The sequence below is a fragment of the Pseudomonas fluorescens genome (genome assembly GCF_019212185.1).
Lineage (GTDB): Bacteria > Pseudomonadota > Gammaproteobacteria > Pseudomonadales > Pseudomonadaceae > Aquipseudomonas.
In genome coordinates this window covers 4,253,378-4,275,491 of sequence record NZ_CP078138.1, presented here as the reverse complement: position 1 = coordinate 4,275,491, position 22,114 = coordinate 4,253,378, and the positions used below count along the sequence as shown (strand labels likewise).

16 protein-coding genes and 1 pseudogene are annotated in these 22,114 nt (G+C 61.0%); 10 read left to right on the top strand and 7 right to left on the bottom strand.

The annotated features are described in order from the left end of the window. Positions 1 to 136: 136 nt before the first annotated feature. From KW062_RS18955 to KW062_RS18940, 4 genes are all read left to right on the top strand, one after another. Complete coding sequence (locus KW062_RS18955; RefSeq protein ID WP_105756078.1) at positions 137 to 2,944, top strand: multicopper oxidase domain-containing protein; 2,808 nt, start codon at positions 137 to 139, stop codon at positions 2,942 to 2,944. A gap of 18 nt (positions 2,945 to 2,962) precedes the next feature. Beyond that, positions 2,963 to 4,018 carry an SCO family protein gene (locus KW062_RS18950; RefSeq protein ID WP_105756077.1) on the top strand — a complete coding sequence of 352 codons (1,056 nt, stop codon included), beginning with the start codon at positions 2,963 to 2,965 and terminating at the stop codon, positions 4,016 to 4,018. Positions 4,019 to 4,125: 107 nt separating this feature from the next. Then, on the top strand, positions 4,126 to 5,613 hold the full coding sequence (locus KW062_RS18945; protein ID WP_027616101.1) for a sensor histidine kinase: 1,488 nt from the start codon (positions 4,126 to 4,128) through the stop codon (positions 5,611 to 5,613). Continuing rightward, positions 5,588 to 7,018, top strand: coding sequence for a sigma-54-dependent transcriptional regulator (locus KW062_RS18940; protein ID WP_027616102.1), 1,431 nt, complete (start codon positions 5,588 to 5,590; stop codon positions 7,016 to 7,018). Before KW062_RS18945 ends, KW062_RS18940 begins: the two co-directional genes overlap by 26 nt. Positions 7,019 to 7,022: 4 nt before the next feature. Here KW062_RS18940 and KW062_RS18935 read toward each other — a convergent pair whose 3' ends face one another. Then, on the bottom strand, positions 7,023 to 7,379 hold the full coding sequence (locus tag KW062_RS18935; RefSeq protein WP_105756076.1) for a hypothetical protein: 357 nt from the start codon (positions 7,377 to 7,379) through the stop codon (positions 7,023 to 7,025). A 130-nt stretch (positions 7,380 to 7,509) separates the two neighbouring features. Between KW062_RS18935 and KW062_RS18930 the strand changes: the two genes are divergently transcribed. Beyond that, a complete protein-coding gene (locus tag KW062_RS18930; protein ID WP_177433293.1) occupies positions 7,510 to 7,656 on the top strand; it encodes a hypothetical protein in 147 nt (48 codons plus the stop codon). A gap of 9 nt (positions 7,657 to 7,665) precedes the next feature. Here KW062_RS18930 and KW062_RS18925 read toward each other — a convergent pair whose 3' ends face one another. Next, on the bottom strand, positions 7,666 to 8,616 hold the full coding sequence (locus KW062_RS18925; RefSeq protein ID WP_027616103.1) for a SphA family protein: 951 nt from the start codon (positions 8,614 to 8,616) through the stop codon (positions 7,666 to 7,668). Positions 8,617 to 8,867: 251 nt separating this feature from the next. Here KW062_RS18925 and KW062_RS18920 point away from each other — a divergent pair, with 251 nt between their 5' ends. Then, positions 8,868 to 9,911, top strand: a complete 1,044-nt coding sequence (locus KW062_RS18920) for an AraC family transcriptional regulator (protein ID WP_105756075.1) — start codon at positions 8,868 to 8,870, stop codon at positions 9,909 to 9,911. Between the two features lie 53 nt (positions 9,912 to 9,964). Further along, positions 9,965 to 10,852 carry a Dyp-type peroxidase gene (locus KW062_RS18915; protein ID WP_105756074.1) on the top strand — a complete coding sequence of 296 codons (888 nt, stop codon included), beginning with the start codon at positions 9,965 to 9,967 and terminating at the stop codon, positions 10,850 to 10,852. Positions 10,853 to 10,958: 106 nt separating this feature from the next. Here KW062_RS18915 and KW062_RS18910 read toward each other — a convergent pair whose 3' ends face one another. Next, positions 10,959 to 11,075 (bottom strand): hypothetical protein, encoded by a 117-nt coding sequence (locus KW062_RS18910; protein WP_371321422.1) that lies wholly within the window; start codon positions 11,073 to 11,075, stop codon positions 10,959 to 10,961. A 249-nt stretch (positions 11,076 to 11,324) separates the two neighbouring features. Here KW062_RS18910 and KW062_RS18905 point away from each other — a divergent pair. The 3 genes and pseudogenes from KW062_RS18905 to KW062_RS18890 all read left to right on the top strand — a co-directional run. Continuing rightward, positions 11,325 to 11,492: pseudogene (locus KW062_RS18905) on the top strand (OprD family outer membrane porin); the annotation flags it as partial. A gap of 543 nt (positions 11,493 to 12,035) precedes the next feature. Further along, positions 12,036 to 12,809 (top strand): hypothetical protein, encoded by a 774-nt coding sequence (locus tag KW062_RS18895; protein WP_158261862.1) that lies wholly within the window; start codon positions 12,036 to 12,038, stop codon positions 12,807 to 12,809. 590 nt (positions 12,810 to 13,399) lie between these two features. Further along, a complete protein-coding gene (locus KW062_RS18890) occupies positions 13,400 to 14,047 on the top strand; it encodes a hypothetical protein (RefSeq protein ID WP_027616107.1) in 648 nt (215 codons plus the stop codon). A 66-nt stretch (positions 14,048 to 14,113) separates the two neighbouring features. Here the strand turns inward: KW062_RS18890 and KW062_RS18885 are convergent, their stop codons facing one another. The 4 genes from KW062_RS18885 to KW062_RS18870 form a co-directional block, all read right to left on the bottom strand. Further along, positions 14,114 to 17,206 carry an Ig-like domain-containing protein gene (locus tag KW062_RS18885; RefSeq protein ID WP_256350818.1) on the bottom strand — a complete coding sequence of 1,031 codons (3,093 nt, stop codon included), beginning with the start codon at positions 17,204 to 17,206 and terminating at the stop codon, positions 14,114 to 14,116. Between the two features lie 440 nt (positions 17,207 to 17,646). Continuing rightward, complete coding sequence (locus KW062_RS18880; RefSeq protein ID WP_027616108.1) at positions 17,647 to 18,975, bottom strand: TolC family outer membrane protein; 1,329 nt, start codon at positions 18,973 to 18,975, stop codon at positions 17,647 to 17,649. 1 nt (position 18,976) lies between these two features. Continuing rightward, positions 18,977 to 20,317, bottom strand: coding sequence for an HlyD family type I secretion periplasmic adaptor subunit (locus KW062_RS18875; RefSeq protein WP_105754949.1), 1,341 nt, complete (start codon positions 20,315 to 20,317; stop codon positions 18,977 to 18,979). Between the two features lie 6 nt (positions 20,318 to 20,323). After that, complete coding sequence (locus KW062_RS18870) at positions 20,324 to 22,060, bottom strand: type I secretion system permease/ATPase (RefSeq protein ID WP_027616110.1); 1,737 nt, start codon at positions 22,058 to 22,060, stop codon at positions 20,324 to 20,326. Positions 22,061 to 22,114 lie beyond the last annotated feature (54 nt).

The window sequence follows — 22,114 nt, the reverse complement described above, 5'->3', positions numbered from 1 at the left end:
CCACCTGTGATGTTTTGACATATTTTGTAACATCTTGTTTTTTTAAGGGTTAATACTTTCGCGAGATGCCATCTCCAGTGTGGCGAGGTAATTGCTCATAGCCATTACCTCTCCAAAAAACTCGAGGTGGTTGGCAATGACTAGAAATACGCGGCACCCGTTCAAGTGGATTGGCCTGCTGACGCCGTTGAGCGTCTGCGTGGCGTTGGCTGTGGGTTCCTTCGAGCTTCAGGCCAGCCCCATCGATGACGAAAACCAGCCCGAAGCGTCTGACCCCTCGGCCTATCAGGACGAGCCGTCCGACGAACCGGCGGCCCTCAGCAGTATCCTGACCATGCCAGAGGCCAACGAAGATTCCTTCGATTTGCCCAACTACGTCAAAGGCACCAAGACCGATCTGCGGGTGGAAAACGTGCTGCCGCCGGCGGCGCAGACCAGTTTCAACTACCCCACCAATGGCAAGCCCAGCCCGTTGTTCGGTGCGTTGCCGTTTACCCAGCAGTTGCTGCTGTTCGAAGAATTCGGCCCGGAAAAACTCGATCCCACCACGCCGGCCGCACCCTTGGGCTTTCCGGTGGCGGCCATCGGCCCGGCACCGGAGCAGGACCCCGTCAGCGCAGCTCGCAGTGGGCCGCCCAGTGCCGAACTGGACGCCTTTCTGCGTCAGCCCGGCCTGACGCCGTTCCCCAGCCAGGTGTCGAACACGGTCGACCGCAACCCCTGGCAGGCGCAGATCGAGTATTTCCTCAACCGCCACATTGGCTCCTCCGCCGAGGGCCGGCCGCCGGGAAAAGGCTGGTCACACCAGCGCTGGAACGAGTTTTACCCGCAGGCGGCCTACAAGACCGTGCAAACCGGGATCCGGGTCAATCGCGGCTTGCGTGATGCGCGGCAAATGCACGGCTACGCGTTGGGCGAGTTCGGCCCTGGCGGGCTGTACCACAACGTTGCCGGCGTTCCCGCGACCAATGGCACTTCCAAAGGCGTCGACCCGCGGATTCACCCCAATATGCCGGCGCAGAACCACAACTCGGTGTGGACGTTCGATGGCACCCTGCCGCCCAAGCTGCTGATGGTGCGCTATGGCCAGCCGGTGATGATGCGCCACTACAACGGCTTGCCGATCGATCCCTCGGCCAACGCCGGATTCGGCCTGCACACCATTTCCACCCATGAGCACAACGGCCACAACCCGGCCGAAAGTGACGGCTATGCCAACTCGTTCTTTTTCCCCGGGCAGTACTACGACTACCGCTGGCCGGTGCAGTTGGCCGGCTATGACAGCATCAACACCAGCGCCCAGGACCCGCGCGCGGCGTTTCCCTGCTCGCCGGGCGAGACCCTGTGGGTCAACGACGCCAACCCCGGGCGCAAGACCTGCGACCACGGCACCATCAAGATTCGTGGCGACTATCGCGAGACCATGAGCACCCACTGGTTCCACGACCACATGCTCGATTTCACCGCGCAGAACGTCTACAAGGGCAACGCGGCGATGATGAATTACTACAGCGCCCTGGACCGTGGCAACGAGTCGGTGGACGACGGCGTCAACCTGCGATTCCCCAGCGGCAACGCCCTGGCATGGGGGAACCGCGACTACGACATTAACCTGTTGTTTGCTGACAAGGCGTGGGATCAGAACGGCCAACTGTGGTTCAACCCGTTCAATACCGATGGCTTTATCGGCGACCAGGTGCTGGTCAACTGGCAATACAAACCGACCCTGGACGTGCGGGCGCGCAGTTACCGCTTCCGTATCCTCAATGGCTCGGTGTCGCGCTACTTCAAGCTGGCGATCGTGCGCGAAATCAAGGGCAGCAGTGGCGAGTTCCAGGGGCCGAAAAATTCCGGCCTGTCCTACAGCCGCGTACCGTTCCACATGATTGCCAACGACGGCAACATCATGGAGCACAGCGTGCCGTTCGACGGCAGCATGGACCTCGACGCCGATGGCGATAAGCAGAATCACAACGCGATCCTGCCGACCCAGGGCATCGCTGAACGCTTCGACATCATCGTCAACTTCGCGAAAAACGGCGTCAAGCCAGGCGACAAACTGTTTGTGGTCAACCTGCAGGCCCAGGACGACGGCAAGGGGCCGAAAGAGGTCATCCCCCTGGGCGACGTGCTGTCTGAAAAATACCTGGCAGTGATCAAACAGACCAGCAAGGGTCCGCAGTGGGACAAGGGCGATCCGGCGGTGGGTAAAGTCCTGCAGCTCAACGTCAAGGCCTACACTGGGCAAGACTTGGCCATGGATCCGGCGGCCTACGAACCGGCCAAGCCCGGCAAGGCCGAGGGCAAGGTGATGATCCCGCTGAAGATCCACCGCGACAACCCGGCTGACCAGGCCCTGCTGGCCAACGCCCGGCACCGCACGTTCATCTTCGGCCGCTCCGACGGCACCGATGAAGCACCCTGGACGGTGAAAACCGATGGCGGCTTCGGCTACCACATGGATCCGCGCCGGCTCAACGCTTCGACGCAGTTGGCCAGTGGCCCCACCGATGCCGGGGTCAACGGTTTCGGTACCCTTGAGGTGTGGAATATCAAGGCTGGCGGCAAGGGCTGGAGCCATCCGGTTCACGTGCACTTCGAGGAGGGCATCATTCTCAGCCGCGGTGGCAAGGCGCCGCCAGAGTGGGAGAAGTGGGCACGCAAGGACGTCTATCGCATCGGTTCGGAAGCCGATGGGCTGGACAGCGTCGAAATGGCGATCAACTTCCGCGAATTTGCCGGGACCTACATGGAGCACTGTCACAACACCCAGCACGAGGACAACTCGATGCTGCTGCGTTGGGACATCGAACACCCCGGGCAATTCCAGTTGATGCCAACGCCGCTGCCAAGCTGGGATGGCGTGCGCTATGTGAACTCTGCCGCGCTGCCGACCTTCCGCAGCGGTGACGGCAAGGGCCCACAAGTGGCTGTGAAAAAATAACCTGTCGAGGAGCCGACCATGATACGCCCAAGCCCCCGCACGAGTCTGTTGATCCTGACCGCCGTGGCCTGCCTGTTGAGTGGCGGGGGGCTTTGGGCCGGCGAGCAGGCGACCCCGGCCGAAGCCACTGCAACGCCGTGGGGCGCCGACTATTTTCCCAATACGGTGCTGACCAATCAGGACGGTCAGAACTTGCGTTTCTTCGATGACCTGATCAAGGGCAAGGTGGTGGTGATCAACTTCATCTTCACCGGTTGTGGGGATTCCTGCCCGCTGGAAACCGCGCGCTTGCGCCAGGTGCAGAACCTGTTAGGCGATCGGGTCGGCAAGGACGTGTTCTTCTACTCCATCAGCATCGACCCATTGAGTGATACGCCCGCCGTGCTCAAGCAGTACGCGGAAAAATTCAAGGTCGGCCCGGGCTGGCAATTTCTCACCGGGGACATCCAGGAAATCGCCGATCTGCGGCGCAAGCTGGGGCTGTTCATCGAGGGTGTCGACAACGGCCGCACCAAGGACCACAACCTCAGCCTGATCGTCGGCAACCAGGCCAGCGGGCGCTGGATGAAGGCCTCGCCTTTCGAAAATCCATGGATTCTCGCCGATCAATTGGCCAATACCTTGCAGAACTGGAAGCAGGCTAGCAACGAGGAAAGCTATGCCGACGCGCCGGTGCTGCGACCGCCGAGCAATGGCGAGGAACTGTTCCGCACGCGCTGCGCCTCCTGCCACAGCCTCGGCCCGCAGGATGGCCAGGGGATCGGCATGCGCAACATCGGCCCGGATCTGATCGGTGTGACTCAGCAGCGCGATCCGGTCTGGCTGCGGCGCTGGATCAAGGAACCGGACCGCATGCTCGCCGAGAAAGATCCGCTGGCACTGAAATTGTATGAGCAATATGACCGCATCTCGATGCCCAACCTGCGCCTGGACGACAACGCGACCGTGGCCATCCTGCGTTTTCTCCAGGACGAAACCGAACGCCAGCAAGCGCTCGGCACACCGGTGGTCAACAGCGAGGAACACGGCCATCGACCGGGGCCGATGCCACCGGAGATCAGTCTTACGCAGTAGCGGCTTAATAACATCATTGGTCTGCTGTTTTGGCCAATGGCTTCTACACTGGTGTGATGTATTAACCGCATAGTTATACAACCGGATTGCAATCAGGAACGTCTCTTATGCAGACGCTGGAAACCACAAAAATACCTGAGCAAGCCTTTCCATCGGGCGAGCGCAAGGGCTGGGGCGGGCAGTTCAATCTGCTGCGCTGGTTTTCCCTCGCCAGTTTTTTCATCATCGCCGCGGTGGCGCTGGGCCTGGGGTATGTCTCGACGCGCTTCGTGGTCACCGAAAGCATCGAGCGCGATGCCTTGCTCACTGCCCAGTTCATTCAGGCCATCGGCGCCGCCGAACGGCGTCACGCCTCGATCAGCGAAGCCCGGGCCATGGGCGAGTTGCTTGACCCGCGCCAGGACTACGCCTATCCCGATGTCGACCCGTTGTCGCGGGCCGCGGCGCGTAACGAATTTCTCGATCATGTCGAGCACCTGCCGGATATTTTGCTGGCCACCGTCTATGCACTGGACCGCACCGTGGTCTGGTCAACCAATCCGGACCTGATCGGGGTGCGCATTGAGGACGATGATGAACTCGACGAATCCTTCGCCATGAAGGTGCCGGTGTCCTCCAGTTACCACGAAATCGATGATGAAAAGCCGGAACAACGCCTGCTGCGCGAGCCCAAGTACCTGTTCATCGAAAACTACATCCCGATGTTCAACGCCGACCAGACCAAGGTCATCGCCATGGTCGAGATTTACAAGGAACCGGCCGACCTGGTGGAGCGCATCCGGCGTGGCTTTACCGCGATCTGGGTGGCGACGATTTTCGGTGGCTTGCTGATTTATCTGGGTCTGTACTGGATTGTGCGCCGCGCCGCGCTGTTGCTGCAGACCCAGCAACAGCAATTGGTGACCAACGAAACCTTTGTCGCGCTGGGGGAGATGTCCTCGGCGGTGGCTCACAGCCTGCGCAACCCGCTGGCGACCATTCGCTCCAGCGCCGAACTGGCCCAGGATGTCGCCAGTGCGCCGGCACAGAAGAACATTGGCGACATCATCAGCCAGGTCGACCGTATGTCGCGTTGGGTCCGCGAGCTGCTGGTGTCCCTGCGGCCAATGCATGACGATCACGAAGCCGTCGACCTGGTGCTGGCCCTGGATGACACCCTGAGTGCCTTCGATGCGCTGATCAAGCGTTCGAATGTCGAGGTGCGTTTTACCCCGGGCAGTTATCCGTCAGTGGTCAGCCAGCGGGTGCTGCTGACGCAGATTCTCAACAGCCTGTTCGCCAATGCCCTGGAGGCCATGCCCAAGGGCGGCGTGCTCAGCCTCGATATCGCGCAGATAGAAGACGGGCGCTTGCAGATGACCCTCACCGACACCGGCAAAGGCATGAGCAAGCAGCAGGAACAGATGGTTTTCAAACCTTTTTTTACCACCAAACAGGGCGGCCTCGGGGTTGGCCTGGCGTTGGTCAAGCGAATAATGGAGCGCTTTGAGGGTTCGGTCGAACTGACCAGCCAGGAGCAGGAAGGAACCCGTGTATGTCTGACCTTTAAAGTGGCTGCGGGAGGGGAATATGGAGCACAGCATACTGCTGGTTGAGGACGACGAGTTGCTCGCCGAAAACATCCAGACCTATCTGGAGCGCAAGGGATTCGAGGTGACCGTCTGTCACAGCGCCGAAGAGGCGCTGGAACAATTGAGTACCTTCGCTCCCGATGCGGTGTTGACGGACAACTCGTTGCCGGGCATGAGTGGTCACGACCTGATCCAGAAGCTGCGCGTCAGCGCGCCGGATCTGAAAGTGATCATGATGACCGGTTATGGCAACGTCGAGGACGCGGTCACGGCGATGAAGGAGGGTGCGTTTCACTACGTGACCAAGCCTGTCGCGTTGCCGGAGCTCAAGTTGTTGCTGGACAAGGCGCTGGCGACAGAGCGGATGGAACGCACGCTGTCGTTCTATCAGGAGCGCGAGGCGCAGAAATCCGGGGTGCAGGCACTGATCGGCGAGTCCGGACCGATGCTGGAGCTGAAAAATACCATCTGTCAGTTGCTCGATGCCGAGCGCCGGATGTCCAACTCCGACCTGCCACCCGTATTGGTGGAAGGCGAGACCGGTACCGGCAAAGAACTGGTGGCGCGAGCCCTGCATTTCGACGGTCCGCGCAGCAAAGGGCCGTTCGTCGAGTTCAACTGTGCGTCGATTCCGTCCAATCTGCTGGAATCGGAATTGTTCGGTCACGAAAAGGGCGCGTTCACTGATGCCAAGGACCGCCGCCTGGGCCTGGTGGAAGCGGCTGATGGCGGCACCCTGTTTCTCGATGAAGTCGGGGAAATGGACCTGCTGCTCCAGGCCAAGCTGCTCAAGTTGCTCGAGGACCGAACCATCCGCCGCGTCGGCTCGGTGAAAGAGCGCAAGGTCGACCTGCGGATCATCAGCGCAACCAATTGCAACCTTGAACAGATGGTGCAACAGGGCAAGTTTCGTCGGGACCTGTTCTTCCGTCTGCGGATCATTTCGATCAAGGTGCCGCGTCTGTATGCGCGGGTCGACGACGTGCTGTTGCTGGCCCGGCATTTCCTCAGCCTGCACGGCAAGCGCTACGGCAAGCCGAACCTGTATTTCAGCCCCCAGGCCGAAGAACTGCTGCTCAGCTACAGTTGGCCGGGCAATGTGCGTGAGTTGCGCAATATGCTGGAACAGACCGTGCTGCTGGCGCCTCACGACAGTGTCGGTGCGGCACAGTTGAACGTCTGCCACAGCCTGGTGGAAGAATCCCTGCCCCAGTTCGAGTCCTCATCATTCAACGAGCCGCGGCCGGCATTCAATGGCAGCGACAGCATGAACCTGCCGGAAGTGGAGCGGGACATGGTGCGCAAGATGCTCGACAAGACCGACTGGAACGTTACCAAATCGGCACGCCTGCTGGGGTTGAGTCGCGACATGTTGCGCTATCGCATCGAAAAGCTGGGCCTGGAAAGACCCGACAAACGCCAGTGGTAAAGCGTCATTCGGTTGCGGGTGCCTGGCTCTCGGCATCGCTGTCGACAGGCTCGCAGTTGTTGGGGCAGCGTCCGATTGGCACACTGTTGTCGACGTAGACCCCCAGTTCCGGGTTGTAGGTGCGGCGCAGCAATTGCGGCCGGGTGTCGCCTACCCTGGGCAATTGCGAGTTGTTGAAGCTGTGGGAGTCGGAGATCAGCTCAAAATCCTGCGGCGCTGTATCGTTAAACGACTTGGCCGGCGTGGAGTACAGCGTTTGGGTTTCGGAGTTGATGAACAGCGGCCCTTGGGGGCCGTTGAGATCATCGGCGGCGGCGGGCAGACAGAGCAACAATAGCAACAGCGTTCCAGTGTTTTTCATCGCACCACCTTCTGCCTGACCTGCGCGAATCCCCAACGGTTAACTATAGCAGTCGTGCGCAACTTCGCCGGCCGCCATCCCCGGCGTGCTCTATTCTTCAAGGTACACATTCACTTCAGGAGAAGGCGCAATGGCAAAAGAACAACCACGCGAGCAGGGCGACGAGCAGACGCCGGACGAGGCCCGACCGGAAGAAAATCCGCCGCCGCAAACCTGGAAGCATGACGACAGCCGGGAACTGTCTGATCTGGATCAGGAATGGCCGCTCAAGCCCTGAACCTGCGCATCAAAAGGCGTAGGGAATACTGACCTTGGCCCAGAGCATCTGGCCTTCCGGACGGTTCTCTACGTCAAACTCCTTGGCCCAGCGCAGCTCGGCGCTGGCGTACTTGAGAAAGGTGAAATACAGCGCCGGCCCGATGGCGAACACTTCGCCGCGCACCCCGTCGTTGACATCCTGGCCGTTGAACTGCACGGTCCTGCCGAACTGTTTATCGTCGGTGGTCTGCTTCAGGTAGTAACCGTTGAGGCCGAGGTTCAGGTTGTCGGTGACCTTGTAGCTGGCGGAATAATCGAAGTGGAAAATCTGCCCCGAACGATAGTCGGTGTCGTGGTTTTCCTGATTGAAACTGTAGGTGGTCTTGACCGACAGCTCGGTTCTTGCGCTGGGCAGCCAGGTGAAGGAAAACAGCGGTTTGTAGGTGTAGAAGTTGTTACTGGTATTGGCCAGGCGGGTCGCGTCGTACTCGCCGGTGGGAATGGTGATTTCCACCGCTGCGCCCAGCGTCAGGTTTTTTCCCATATCCCACAGGATGATCGGCGCCACCGTGGTGTCGCCCATGCTTTCGCGGTCATCGGAAAGTCCGAAAGCCTGCACTTCCTGTTTGATCCACGGCTGCGCGATATAGAACCCCAGGCGACCACCGGCGATACGCAACGGGCTGAGATAGTCCAGGCGCGGAATCACCGCCTCGGACTTGATCTCCACCCCCGGCACCTTGCCGCCCAATGAGCTGATATTCAGCTCCCGGGCCTTGTAGTAGTTGTAGTAGAGGTTGAACGCAACCATGTTGTCCGGAAGGCTGTTGACGTCCAGTGGCAGCATGAAGAAGCCATCGGTGCCGGGACCGATATTGTCGACCCCGGATTCGGTAGCCTGGGCCGTGGCACAGACACTCGCCAATAGGGCCACGCTGGCGGCCAGGCGCAGGGGAGAAAACACAGGGTTCAGGTTCATGTCTGGGCTCTTGTTCTTGTGGTTGGAGGCACCGTCGACCTTCACGCAGGCCTTGCTATAGAAATAAGCGCTCGGCGCTTGCCGGGGCAGGGTATTGGCGGACACAGAGCGGACTTCTGCGGACAGCCTGTGGCCCGCCGTGGCACCTGGCCGGCGGCATTGGCAGCAGGTTGGCAGTCAGGCGGCCAGGCGTGCTAACGTTTGCTGACATAACCGGTTACAAAAATAAGAACAGGTGCGGAACCGTCGTCATGCCTATCAAAGTCATCGATCCCCATTACGAACTGGCGCTGGTGTCTCCCTTTTTGCTGCAAACCCTGGCTGAAGTGGTTGCTGACAAAGGCATCGACCCCCACAGCCTGTGCCGTGGCCTGGGATTTACCCTTGACGACCTCGACGATCCCGCGCAGCGGATTTCTTACCGTCAGGCGGTGGCGATGATCCAGCGTGCGCTCAAGGTCATCCCCAACCAGGGGCTCGGGCTGTGGGTCGGTAATCAGAATGTGTTGGGCACCCTCGGTTTGCTGGGGCACGTGTTGTCGCTGTGCAAGACCCTGCGCGATGCCTTTGAACTGGGTATTCGCCATCAGCACACCACGGGCGGGATAGTGGTTTCCAGCGTGCAGGAAGTGCCCGGTCAGGTGTATGTCGACGCTGAATGTCGCTTGCCGTTTGCCGACGTGCAGCAGTTTGCCGTGGAGGAGTTTTTCACCAGTCTGCTGGTTTATGGTCGCGCGCTGGTGGGTGCCGATTTTCACTGCCTGCGGGTCGAATTCATGCACGCCGCGCCGGACTACGTGGCGCAGTATCATCGCCTGCTCGGCGCCGATGTGCGCTTCGGCTGCCTGCACAATCGGCTGGTGCTGGAGGCGCACTGGCTGGATGTGTGCCTGCCCAATCATCATTCACTGGCGCTGCGCCAGGCGGTCAAGCTGCTGGAGCTGGAAGGTGCCCAGGTGCATCAGAAACTGGACTTGATCCAGGCCGTCGAACGCGCCATTTCCCGCGACCTGACCCGTGGCAGTCACCTGGAAAAAATTGCCGGCGACCTGAACATGAGTGGTCGCACCTTGCGCCGTCGCCTGACCGAGCACGCCCTGACCTTCGAGGCGCTGCTGGAGCAGGTGCGCCAGGCGCGGACCATGAGCCTGCTGGCCAACCCGGAGATGTCCATCGAGCGCATCACCGAGGAAGTCGGCTACAGCGACGTGCGCAGTTTCCGGCGAGCATTCAAGCGCTGGACTGGCCAAAGCCCGAGTGCCTACCGAGGCGAGGCGCAAATACCCGCGCACTAGTCACAATTCCTTACTTGGCGTAGTAGAATTCCCGCCTTTCCCAAGGAGTTCCCATGAGTAACTACCAGCCCGGCATCCTCGCGACCCCCGTTCCGTCCCAGGCGCGGCACCTGTTTTTTGCCCTTGAATCGGTAGAAGCCCTGCCGGCGGCACTCGATCAACTGGTGCAATGGGTCGACGGCAAGTCGGCGGTGGTGGGCTTTGGCAAGTCGCTGGTCAATGCGCTGGGGGCGAAAATCGCCGGCCTGCGTCCGTTCCCGGCGATGATCGGCGTGGGTGTGGAAAACCCTTCGACCCAGCACGCGCTGTGGCTGTGGCTGCACGGTGAGGACCGCGGCGAGCTGCTCAATCGCAGCCAGGCGATTGAGGCCGCGCTGGCCCCGGCATTGCGCCTGGTGCAAATGAATGAAACCTTCCGCCACATGACCGGGCACGACCTGACCGGCTATGAAGACGGCACCGAAAATCCTCATGATGATGCAGCGGTGGCGGCTGCTTTGGTGGCAGAAGGCGCGGACGGTGAAGTCGGCGCCAGCTTCGTCGCGATCCAGCAGTGGCAGCACGACCTCAAAGGTTTCAATGCGATGCCGTCCGAGGAACAGGACCACATCATGGGCCGGCGCAAAAGCGACAACGAAGAACTCGACGACGCGCCGCTCTCGGCCCACGTCAAGCGCACCGCCCAGGAAAGCTTCAGCCCCGAGGCCTTCATCGTGCGCCGCTCGATGCCGTGGATCGAAGGCGACCGCGCCGGCCTGATGTTCACCGCCTTCGGTCATTCCTTCAACGCCTTCGAAGCCCAGTTGCGACGCATGAGCGGCCTGGAAGACGGCATCGTCGACGGCCTGTACCGCATGAGCCGGCCGATCACCGGTGGCTACTACTGGTGCCCGCCACTGCAGGACGGTCGGCTTGATTTACGGGCGTTGAACGGCGGCTGAAAAGCACCGGCCGCCCCCAGATACTGTTGACTGAACACCACGCCTGTGAGAGCTGAGGCATGCACAATTTTGGGGGCCGACGCAGTAGCCAGGTAAACCGCAAACCTCAAAGCGGCAAGGTGAACTTCAGCCAATACGCCTGCCCATCCGCGCGGTTGCGCACGCCGGATTCATCCTGCCATTTGGCGCTGAATAACCAGCCGCCCTGGCTGGCGTATTGCACCGCCGGACCGATGGAAAACGAACGGCCACGGTTGCCATCGGCGGCAGGATACCCATGCCATAGATTTCAATGCCCAGCGGCCACGACGAGACGCCACCTTCGGTGGCCAGGACCTGGGTCGTACTGCCGGCGAGCAACAGCGCGGCGCCGAGTGAAAGGGAGGTGCAGCGGGGGAGGGGGTAGTGCATGAGAGGCCAACCTTATTGTTATGGAGGTCGCGCAGAGATGGGCTGTGCGAGGTTGTCCTAGACCACCTTGCGCAAGGGCGGGCACGGTTCCGGCGTCGGCTATCAGCGGATGCTCGGCGACAGCACCTTCCCGACCCTCAACGGCTTTGCGCCGCAGCCGTACCTGGTGAACTGGTCGGCGGTGGCCTTCATCAAGCCCAACGAAAGCTCCTGGCAGGCGCGCTACGACTAGTGGCAGCTCTACGACCTCAAGCGCGACCCCACCGAAAGCCGCGACCTGGCCGCGAAGGAGCCGGTGAAAATGCAGGAAATGCTGGTGGCCTGGGAGCAATACGTGAAGCAGAACAACGTGCTGGACGGCACGTTCGACCTCAAGTATGGGTTCCAGACCTGCCTCTATGAGTACTGCTTCAAGTAACCGCTAGCTGTGCAATAAAACACCAGGCCGATCACTCGATCGGCCTGGTCCATCGAAGCGCTCCCGCTGGATCCCTGTCCCACCACTGACCGCCGTTCGCGTGCCATCGCTCTGGGCTGTGCCCTGCAGGCACGATCGCAAAAAAACTCCCCCGCTGATTGAACTTGGGCGTATTCTGTCCCTCTGAGATGTGCGTGGGAAAATATCCCACGAATAAAAAGACCCGTTTTGCAGGATCGCGTGTAAATCTCAGTCACCCGCTACTGTTGCCTTTGCTGGGCCGCTGCGACGGGGGGCTGGACACTCAAGGGACCTTGCGCGTCATGACGTCGCAAGGCCCAACGGAGGTGCATCATGCTGCTCAGAAAATGTGTGTTGGCGTTGGCCATCGGTGCGGTGATTTCGGCATCGACGGTGCTGGTGCCGGATCAGATCAGTGGATTCTCCAGCGCGTATGCCAGAGATGGCGGCAGCGGTGGTGGCGGTCATGGCGGCGGCGGTGGCTCCGGTAATGGTGGTTCCGGCGGCAGTGGCCACGGCGGTGACGGTGGCGGCCACAGTGGCGGTGGTTCCGGCAATGGCGGTTCCGGTGGCGGTGGTCACGGTGGTTCCGGTTCCGGTGGTGGAAGCGGCTCAGGCGGCGGTGGCTCCGGTAATAGTGGCGGCTCCGGTGGTAGCGGCAGTGGTCACAGCGGCGACGGAGTTGGTCACAGCAGCCGTGGTGATGACGGAGCGGGTGATGATCATGGCGGTCTGGCCGGCAACAGTGGCCGAGGCAATGCCCGTGATCACGATGCGGCCGATAACGACAACGCCGCTGATTCGGCTCGCGATGCAGCCCGCAATGATGCCGATGCCGCTCGCGATGCCACCCGGGCCAATGCGGATGCCACCCGCGATGCCGCCCGTGCCCAGGCGGATGCGGATCGCAATGCCGCCAGGGCGGCCGGCGTTTCCCGCGCCGATGCCGACGCTGCTCGCGACGCGGCGCGCAACGCCGCTGATGCCGCTCGCGACGCCAGCCGCAACCAGGCAGATGCGACGCGCGATGCGGCCAAGGCGCAAGCCAATACGACGCGGGATGCGGCGAAGGCTCAGGCCAGTCGTGCGGCGCCGGTTCAGCAATGATTAGAAGGCAGACCTCGATCTTCTGTGGGAGCGAGCCTGCTCGCGAATAACGTCAACGATAACGCGTGCATTCTGAAAACACGCGGTGTTCTCTGGTTCTTTGCGAGCAGGCTCGCTCCCACAGGTTCATGTGCAGGTGCAGGCACAGCTACAGGTGTCAACGCTATAATGGATCCAACTAGTGGATCCATTAATCGCTATTTCAGCGACATGAATGTCTATCTCGGGCGATTGCAGGAACGTTTAACTTTAAGTGTATATACACCTAACTACCGCTGGTCAGTAACCCGCTCAAAAAATGAACACCTGAACGTTTTGTGCGTCATATAATCCAGCACGTCATTCACGACCTGCTCTCGCACACGCAATACCAGAAGTGGACATTCAACCTCATATGCATCCCATGCAGATGAGGATTTTTTTACCCGATAATCAGGAGCCGAGCAACATCCCGACCATTGATTTGCCAACCGAATCAATGAACTTAACAGTGCCAAGTCGATGATTTGGTGTGTCTTGTACCAGTAAGTTCTCACAGGGTCCCCCATTAAAACGCCCTGTTTACTGTCGAATTAGGTGGAGATTTTACCGTGGCGATAAATACAATTATGAGCCTGCTCGAAAATAAAGAGTTCATTGAGTTTGCCCGGCTGGGTGTTGTTTATATGCACTTGCTCGCTTGTTGCGTAGCCCTCGGCTTAGTACTGACCAGCGATATCGCCATGGTCAGGGACTTGTTAAAACGAAAGACTTTTACCGAGCATGATAATGCGCACATGGAAAGTCTGCAGAAGTCTGTCGTTTTTGCATTGATAGGCTTATGGGTTACCGGGGCGGCGATTATTGGTATTGATTATCTGGAGAAAGGCACTCAGTACTTCATGAATCCGAAACTTCAAGCCAAGGTGATTATTGTTCTATTACTGACTTACAACGGCATGTTGTTGCACAGCAAGGTACTGCCGGCGCTGCAGAAGGCCGGGTCGCTGCTCAAGCTGGAGTTCAGTGCGCGGATGCTGGCGTTGTTTTGCGGCTCGCTGTCGGCGGTGTCCTGGATGTATGCCGCGATGCTCGGGGTCGGACGTCCACTGGCCTGGAAATACAGCCTGAGTGAATTGTTGATGGCTTACCCGGTACTGATTGTCCTCGGCTTCCTGGTGATGCTGGCATTGACCCAACGGGCCAATCAGCAAAGCTCCACCGCCATGCCTGGGCAGACACTGGCAGGCGCCTGTTAAGTCGATGAGCTTCGCGGTGCAGGTCGTGACCGGCACCGCGAAGCATTGCCGTTTTCTCTCCCCTCCTCAGCGTGATACCGCCACATTCACCGTGGCCTGCGCCGACACCGCTCCCTTGGTATCGCTGGCCTGGTAGGTAAAGCTCGCGGTAAACGGCGCGGCGATCGTCGCCGGTGGCGTGTAGACCACCCGCAAACCGTCGGTACTGACTTTGCCTTTGCCGGAATCCGGTTGCGCCAGGCCCACCACTTTCAGCGGTACATTGCCGTCAGGGTCGCTGTCATTGGCCAGGACGTTGATGGTCAGCGCCTTGCCATTGTTGCTGACTGCGGTGTCGGCATTGGCCACCGGTTTCAGGTTGTTGCCCTGATTGCTCTCCCTGGCACCGGTGCGGAAGGTCGGCAGCGCGGCCGAGTTCACATAGGTGACGCCGTCCCATCCGGGCAGGGGAGTGGGCATCAGCTGGAACTGCCCTGGGTGCTCGATATCCCAGCGCAGCAGCATCGAAGTGTCCTCGTGCTGGGTGTTGTGACAGTGCTCCATGTAGGTCCCGGCGAACTCGCGGAAATGGATCGCTATTTCCACGTCCACCGAACTGTCGATGCCTTCGCCGATGCGATAGACGTCCTTGCGCGCCCATTTTTCCCATTCCGGCGGCGCCTTGCCGTCGCGGTTGAGGATGATGCCTTCCTCAAAGTGCACGTGCACTGGATGGCTCCAGCCGTTGCCGCCGTTCCTGATTTTCCACACTTCCAGGGTGCCGTCGCCACTGTAACCGGCATCGGTCGGGCCGTTGGCCAGTTGCGCCGCGGCATCGATTCGCCGCGCGTCAGCAGCGTAACCGATGCTGCCGTCAGTCTTGATGGTCCAGGGCGCTTCATCGGTGCCGTCGGAGCGGCCGAAAATGAATTCGCGATGGCGTGCCTGTTGCAGCTTGGCCTGGACCGTCGGATCGTCACGGTTGAGCGTAAGCGGGATCATCACCTTGCCCATCGGCTTGCCCGGTTTCGCCGGCTCGTAGTCAGCCGGGTTCATGCTGACGTCCTGACCGGAGTAAGGCTGCACGACCAGTTGCAGGAATTTACCCACCACCGGGTCGCCCTGATCCCATTCCAGGCCTTTGCTGCCCAGCTTGAGCACCGCTTTGTACTTGCCGGACAGCACATCGGCGAGGCTCAGCGGTATGGCTTCCGGGCCCTTGCCGTTCTGGTGCTCCATCAGGTTAACGAAGTACAGCTTGTCGCCGACGCTGATGCCGTTTTTCGCGAAGTTGACGATGATGTCCATCCGCTCGGCGATGCCCTGGGTTGGCAGGATGGCGTTGTGGTCCTGCAGGTCGCCGTCACCGTCGAGGTCCATGCTGCCGTCGAATGGCACGGCGTGCTCCATGATGTTGCCGTCATTGGCAATCAGGTGGAACGGCACGCGGGCATAGGACAGGTTGGACCCCGCCGGCCCCGGAAACTCGCCACCGCTACCGGCGATTTCCCGCACCAGGGCGATCCTGAAGTAGCGCGACACCGAGCCATTGAGAATGCGGAAACGATAGCTGCGTGCGCGTACTTTCAGGCGTGGCTGGTACTGCCAGTTGACCAGGATCTGGTCGCCGAGGAAGCCGTCGGTGTTGAACGGGTTAAACCACAGCTGGCCGTTCTTGTCCCAGGCCTTGTCGGCGATCATCAGGTTGACGTCGTAGTCGCGGTTGCCCCAGGGCAGGGCCGAGCCGCTGGGCAGGCGCAGGTTGACGCCGTCCTCCAGCGCTTCGTTGCCCCGGTCGAGGGCGCTGTAGTAGTTCATCATCACCGCGTTGCCCTTGTAGACGTTCTGCGCGGTGAAATCGAGCATGTGGTCGTGGAACCAGTGGGTGCTCATGGTCTCGCGCCAGTCGCCACGGATCTTGATGCTGCCGTTGACGCAGGGTTTCAGGCCCGGGCTGGTGTCGTTGACCCACAGGGTTTCGCCCGGGGCGCAGGGGAACGCGGCACGCGGGTCTTCGGCCTTGGTGTTGATGGTGTCATAGCCGGCCAGTTGCATTGGCCAGCGATAGTCGTAGTACTGCCCGGGAAAGAAAAAGGCATTGGTGTAGCCATCGCTTTCAGCCGGGTTATGGCCGTTGTGTTCGTGGGTGCTGAGGGTGTGCAGGCCGAAGCCCATGTTGGCCGACGGGTCGATCGGCAGTGCGTTGTAATGACGCATCAGCACCGGCTGGCCGTAACGCACCATCAGCAGTTTCACCGGAAAGGTGCCGTCGAAGGTCCACAACGCCTTGTGGTTCTGGATCGGCATGTTGGGGTGAAAACGGGTGTCGATGCCCTTGGTGGTGCCGGTGGTGGTCGGGATGTCCGAGGTTTGATAGTACAGCCCGCCGGGGCCGAACTCGCCGACCGCGTAGTTATGCAACTGGCGCCGGTCACGGATACCGCCGTTGATCCGCGCACCCGCTTGCGCGGTCTTGAACGCAGTCTGCGGATAGAACTCGTTCCAGCGCTGATGGGACCAGCCTTTTCCAGGCGGCCGACCCTCGGCTGGCGAGCCCACCGGATGGCGATTGAGGAAGGCTTCGATCTGCGCTTTCCACGGGTTGCGGTCGAGCACGTTGGAGAACTGCGAGGGGAAGGGGTACAGCCCAGGCTGCAGCAGGAATTTCTCCAGGGCAGTCTTCGACGGGCCGCTGCGGGCGATGTTGTCCGGGTCCTGTTGCGGCGCCACGCCGGCCAATGGCACGGGGAAGGTGATGGGCGGTGGCGGCAATGTCGGGTCGAGTTTTTCCGTGCCGAATTCTTCGAACAACAGCAGTTGCTGGGTGAAGGGCTGGGCGCCGAACAACGGGCTCGGCTTGCCGTTGGTGGGGACTTTGAACGAAGTCTGTTGGCTCGGTGGCAGGACGTTTTCGGCGCGCGGCGTGTTGCGCGTTCCGAACACACCGTTGGGCAGAGCAATCGCGCCCTGGTTGGTCGGTGGCAGAGTTTTCAAAGCGTCCAGCGCGGCCTTGGGGTCGGCGGGAAGATTGGTATAGGCCGAGGGATCGGTGGGAGGCGGCGGGTTGACGTCGTCGATCGGCGCGGCCTCGGCGCTGTTGAGGGTCAACAGCAGGGCGCAGGAGAGGCCGGACCTGCGCAGCAAGTGGATGCAATGCAATCGTTGCGTCGAGCGTTTCATGGGTCACCCCTCACGTGAGGTCCCGCCGTCTCCTGATTCGGGACGCCAGCTGTTGCGGGTACTGAAAACCGAGCAACTAATGAGCCACTATTTGAGGGGTAAAAAGTGCAAATTGATCAATGAGTTATAACGTGGATAAGCCGAGTGTTTCACGGCTGATAACAAGAAGTGGGGAATTTCACTCATTAATGGGGATAACTTCCCCAATAACTGGGTTCTGATCCCCATAATCTTCCCGTATAGCACTCTAAATCCGCAGTTATCGATCACATGGCAAAAAGTGAACCGATGCGAACTCTTGATTGAAAAATAGTTTGAATTGACAGGTTTTCAGGTGCGCGAAAAATCCCGCTCAGCCAGAAACTGGGGCTTTTGCAGGAGCAAGCCTGCTCGCGAAGGGTCCATCAGCCAGATCGTATGACCAACCATCGAGCCAAACCTCAATTGGTCACCAACAATTCCGGCCCCAGGTAATCGTTGATCTGGTCGATATCATCGTCGCCCAGGCTGCCCACCGAAGACGCTAGGCGCAGGCGTGACATCAGGTAGCGCAACTTGGCCTCGAACAGATCGTGGCGGGCGACGAAGAGCAATTCTTCGGCATTCAGCACGTCGGAGTTGGTGGTGGTGCCGCCTTCCTTGAAGCCCTTGCGGGTCGACAGCAACGACCGTTCGTTGGACTCCACGGCCTTCTCCAGCGCCCGCACCCGCTTGGCCCCGCTCTGCACCCCGTTGAACTCGCGGGTGGTGCCGGAGATGACCTCCTGGCGCGTGGCATCCAGCTCGTCGTTGGCCTTGGCGCTGTTGGCGCTGGCCTGGCGCGTCAGGGCGCTGACCCCACCGCCGCTGTACAGCGGGATGTTCACTTCCAGGCCAATCGAGCCGTAGCGGTTGCGTTGATTGAGTTCGGAGATCGACTGACTGTCACCCGCGGTGTAGCCGGCGACGAAATCCAGGGTCGGCCAGTGCCCGGACTTGGCACGCTTGACCTCCTCATCGGCCAGGTCACTGCTGTAGCGTCGCGCATGAATCAACGGGCTGTCGGCCTGGGCCTTGATCAGCCACTCCTGCAGGTTGGCTGGCAGCAGCGGCGGGGTGATGAAGCCTGGTTGCAGGGTGGTCAGCGATTCCGGGGTTTCACCGATGTACTCCTCCAGCTTGCGCCGCGCATTGATCAGGTTGTCCTGAGCTTCGATCAGTTCGGCCTCGGCGAGGTCACGTCGCGCCGCCGACTCATCGATGTCGGTGATGGTGCCGGCACCCAGCTCGGTGCGGCGTTTGGCTGAGGCCAATTGTTCATCGAAGGCACTCAGCTTGGCCCTGGCCAGAGCAATGGTTTCGCTGGCCAGCAGCACGTCGAAATAGCTCTCGGCCAGGCGCACGGCGGCGTCCTGGCTTTTGGCATCGAACACCGCGACGCTGTAGTCGGCGCGTTGCTTGCCCTGGCGGTACTCGGACATTTTCTGTTTGTTGAACAGCGGTTGGCGCAGGCGCACGTTGGCGCCCTTGGAGTCGTAGTCAAGGTCGCGGTCGATGCCGTTCTGGCGCTGAGTGCCGTTGACCTTGTTGTCGTAGGCCGAAGCGCTGATCTGCGGTAGCAGGCCGGCCAGACCAATCGCGCGGTTTTCCGCGCCGGCCTCTTTCTCATGCACGGCGGCGCGGTACACCGGGCCCTGGTACTGCAGCAGGTCCCAGGCCTGCTTCAGGTCCATGGCGCTGGCCGGCAGCGACAGCCCCAGCAGGCAGGCAATCAGGCATCGAGGGGCCATGTCATTGCTCCTTGAATGAACTGTCGACGCGTTCGAGCATCGGCTTGAGCAGGTAGCTGAGCAGGTTGCGTTCACCGGTCTTGATGGTGACGCTGGCGGGCATGCCGGGGCGAATGTGGTTGCTGCCCAGCAGGCCCATGCCGTCGGGAGTCACCTCCACCTGGGCGAGGTAGAACGGTTGCTTGCTCTCTTCATCGAGCAGGCGGTCGGCGGACACGGTCTTGACCCGCCCGGGGATGTTCGGCGTCTGTGCGTGGTTGAAGGCCGGGAAGGAAATATCCACCGGCAGCCCCGGGACCATCTTGTCGATGGCCTGCACCGGAATCATCGCGTCGACCTGCAGCGGTTCGTTGACCGGCACGATCTCCATGATCTTGAAGCCCGGCTGAATGATCCCGCCGACCGTGGCAATGCTCAGGGACTGGACCATGCCGTCGATGGGCGAGCGAATCACCGTGTGGGTCACTTCGTAATCAAGTGCACGCAAGCGGTCGGTCAGGGTGGTGTTTTCCTTGGCCGTATCGGTGAGCATCGACTCGACTTCCTTCAGGTAGTCGTGCTGGCGCTGGAGGATGCGCAATTTGATTTCGGTGGCCTGGCTGCGGGTGCGGGCGATGTTGTTGAGGTTCTCCGCCTGGCCTGCGGACAACTCGGCGTTGTTGCGTTCCAGTTCCAGCAGGCGGTTACGTGGCACGTAACCTTCGGCGGCAAGAATCCGCGTGCCTTGCAGTTCCTGGTTGAGGAAATTGATCTGCGAGGCGCGGGCGCCGTACACCTGCTGCAGGCCTTTGAGTTGCACCGCCGAGGCCGCGAGGTTTTCCTCGAGGATGCTGATCTCGCCCGCCAGGCCGGCGCGCCGGGTATCGAGCAGGCGCTGTTGCAACTCCATGGCGGACAACAGGCGGCGGTCGCCGGCAAAGCGCTCCAGCAGATCGGGATCGAAGTTGATCACCGCCTGATCGTCGCGTTCGGCTTCGAGGCGATTCTCCACGGTCTTGCTGACGATGTACTGGGCACTGACTGCTCCGCGTTCGGCGACCGCCCGCAGGGAGTCGAGGCGCACCACCTCCTGGCCCTTGCTGACCACGTCACCTTCGCGCACCAGGATCGCCTCGACGGTGCCGCCGCTCAGGTGCTGCACCGCCTTGCGATTACTGGTGACCTTGACCGTACCGGTGGCGACCACGCCGGCATCCAGCGGCGCCAGCCATGACCACAGCAGGAAGCCGCCGAAGCCGGCGAGCACCAGCCACTTGCCCCATCGAGCGGGCTTGCCGACGTCGAGGTCGACCAGGCTTTTCGGCTGGTTGAGGATCATCTCGGTGTGTTGACTGGTGGACATGATCGCTCACTCCCTGGCCTTGACCGAGGCCAATGGTGTCGGCGCCCCGGCGGGCATCACTGCGGCTTTGCGCAGCGCGGTAAAGACTTCTTCGCGGGTGCCAAGCATTTGCACCGCGCCGTCGCGCAGCATCAGTACCTTGTCCACCGCGCAGAGCACGTTGGGCCGGTGGGAGATCATCACTACCGTGGCACCGCGGGCCTTGAGTTCGGCCAGGGCATCGACCAGGGCTTTTTCGCCAACGTCATCGAGGTTGGCGTTGGGCTCGTCGAGAACGATCAGATTGGGTTCGCCGTAGAGTGCACGGGCGAGGGCGATCCGCTGTTTCTGGCCACCGGACAGCGGGCTGCCGTCGGTGTCCAGGCGGGTGTCGTAGCCCTGCGGGAAACGCAGGATCATGTCATGCACGCCGGTGGCCTTGGCGGCACGAATCACCGCGTCGCTGTCGACTTCGCCGAAGCGTGCGATGTTGTCGGCGATGGTCCCCTCGAACAGCTCCACATCCTGCGGCAAGTAACCGAGCCAGGGTCCAAGTTCGGCTTTGTTCCAGGTGAACATGTCGGCGCCGTCGAGACGCACCTTGCCCGCCTGTGCCGGCCACACGCCTACCAACAGGCGGGCGAGGGTAGATTTGCCCGAGGCCGATGGGCCGATAATCCCCAGGCTTTCGCCCGGCACCAGGCTGAAGCTGACCCCGCGCACGATGGTGTTGTTGGTGCCGGGCGCGCCGGCATAGACATTCTCCACCGCAATCATGCCCATCGGCCGCTGCAGCGACATGCTCGGTGGGCGCAGTGGATAGTCGCTGAGCATCTGGTTCAACCGGCCCCAGGCCGAGCGGCAGCCGAGCAGTTGCTTCCACGAGCCGATCACCTGTTCCACCGGCCCCAATGCACGACCGGTGAGGATCGAGCAGGCGATCATCATCCCCGGGGTGATTTTGCCTTCGATCGCCAGCAGCGCGCCGGCGCCGAGGATTAGCGACTGCAAGGTGATGCGCACAAAGCGCCCGGTGCTGCTGATCAGCGCCGCACGGTCGGAGGCCAGGGTCTGCATTTCGAGAATGCGCAAATGGCTGTGGTACCAGCGCTTGCTGATCGACGGCAGCATGCCCATCGCCTCGATGACCTCGGCGTTGCGCAGGTTGTTGTTGGCATAGGTGGCGGACGACAGCGCCGCCTGGTTGGCTTCGGCCAGGGGTTTTTGCGTGGCCTTTTCGGTGAGCCAGGCCAGCGCCACCAGGATCAGCGAACCGATCAGCGTCATCAGGCCGAGCAGCGGGTGAATCAGGTACGACACCAACAGGTAGATCGGTGTCCAGGGCGCATCGAAGAACGCAAACAACGCGTTGCCGGTGAGGAACTGGCGGACCTGCGCGAGATCCTGCAGGGCCTGGGCCGGGTTGCCGCCGGCGCGACTCAGGTTGCGCTCGAAAGCGGCGGTGAAGATGCGGCGGTTGAGCTCCATGTCCATGCAGTTGCCGACCCGAATCAGCATCCGCGTGCGGATCATCTCCAGTGCCGACATCAGCAGGAACAGACCGATCACCAGCACCGTCAGCATCGCCAGGGTGGTGACATTGCGACTGACCAGGGCCCGATCGTAGACCTGCAGCATGTACACGGCGGGCGTCAACATCATGACGTTGATCACCCCGCTGAAACCGCCCAGCAAATAGAAACTGTGGCGCAAGCGAACCAACACGCTGGCGAGTTCGGATCGGGTGTTCGACTGATTGGGCATGAGCAGCTCCCCTCGTCAAAAAGCCGGTATCCCTTTCGGCGCGTCAGCTAGTCG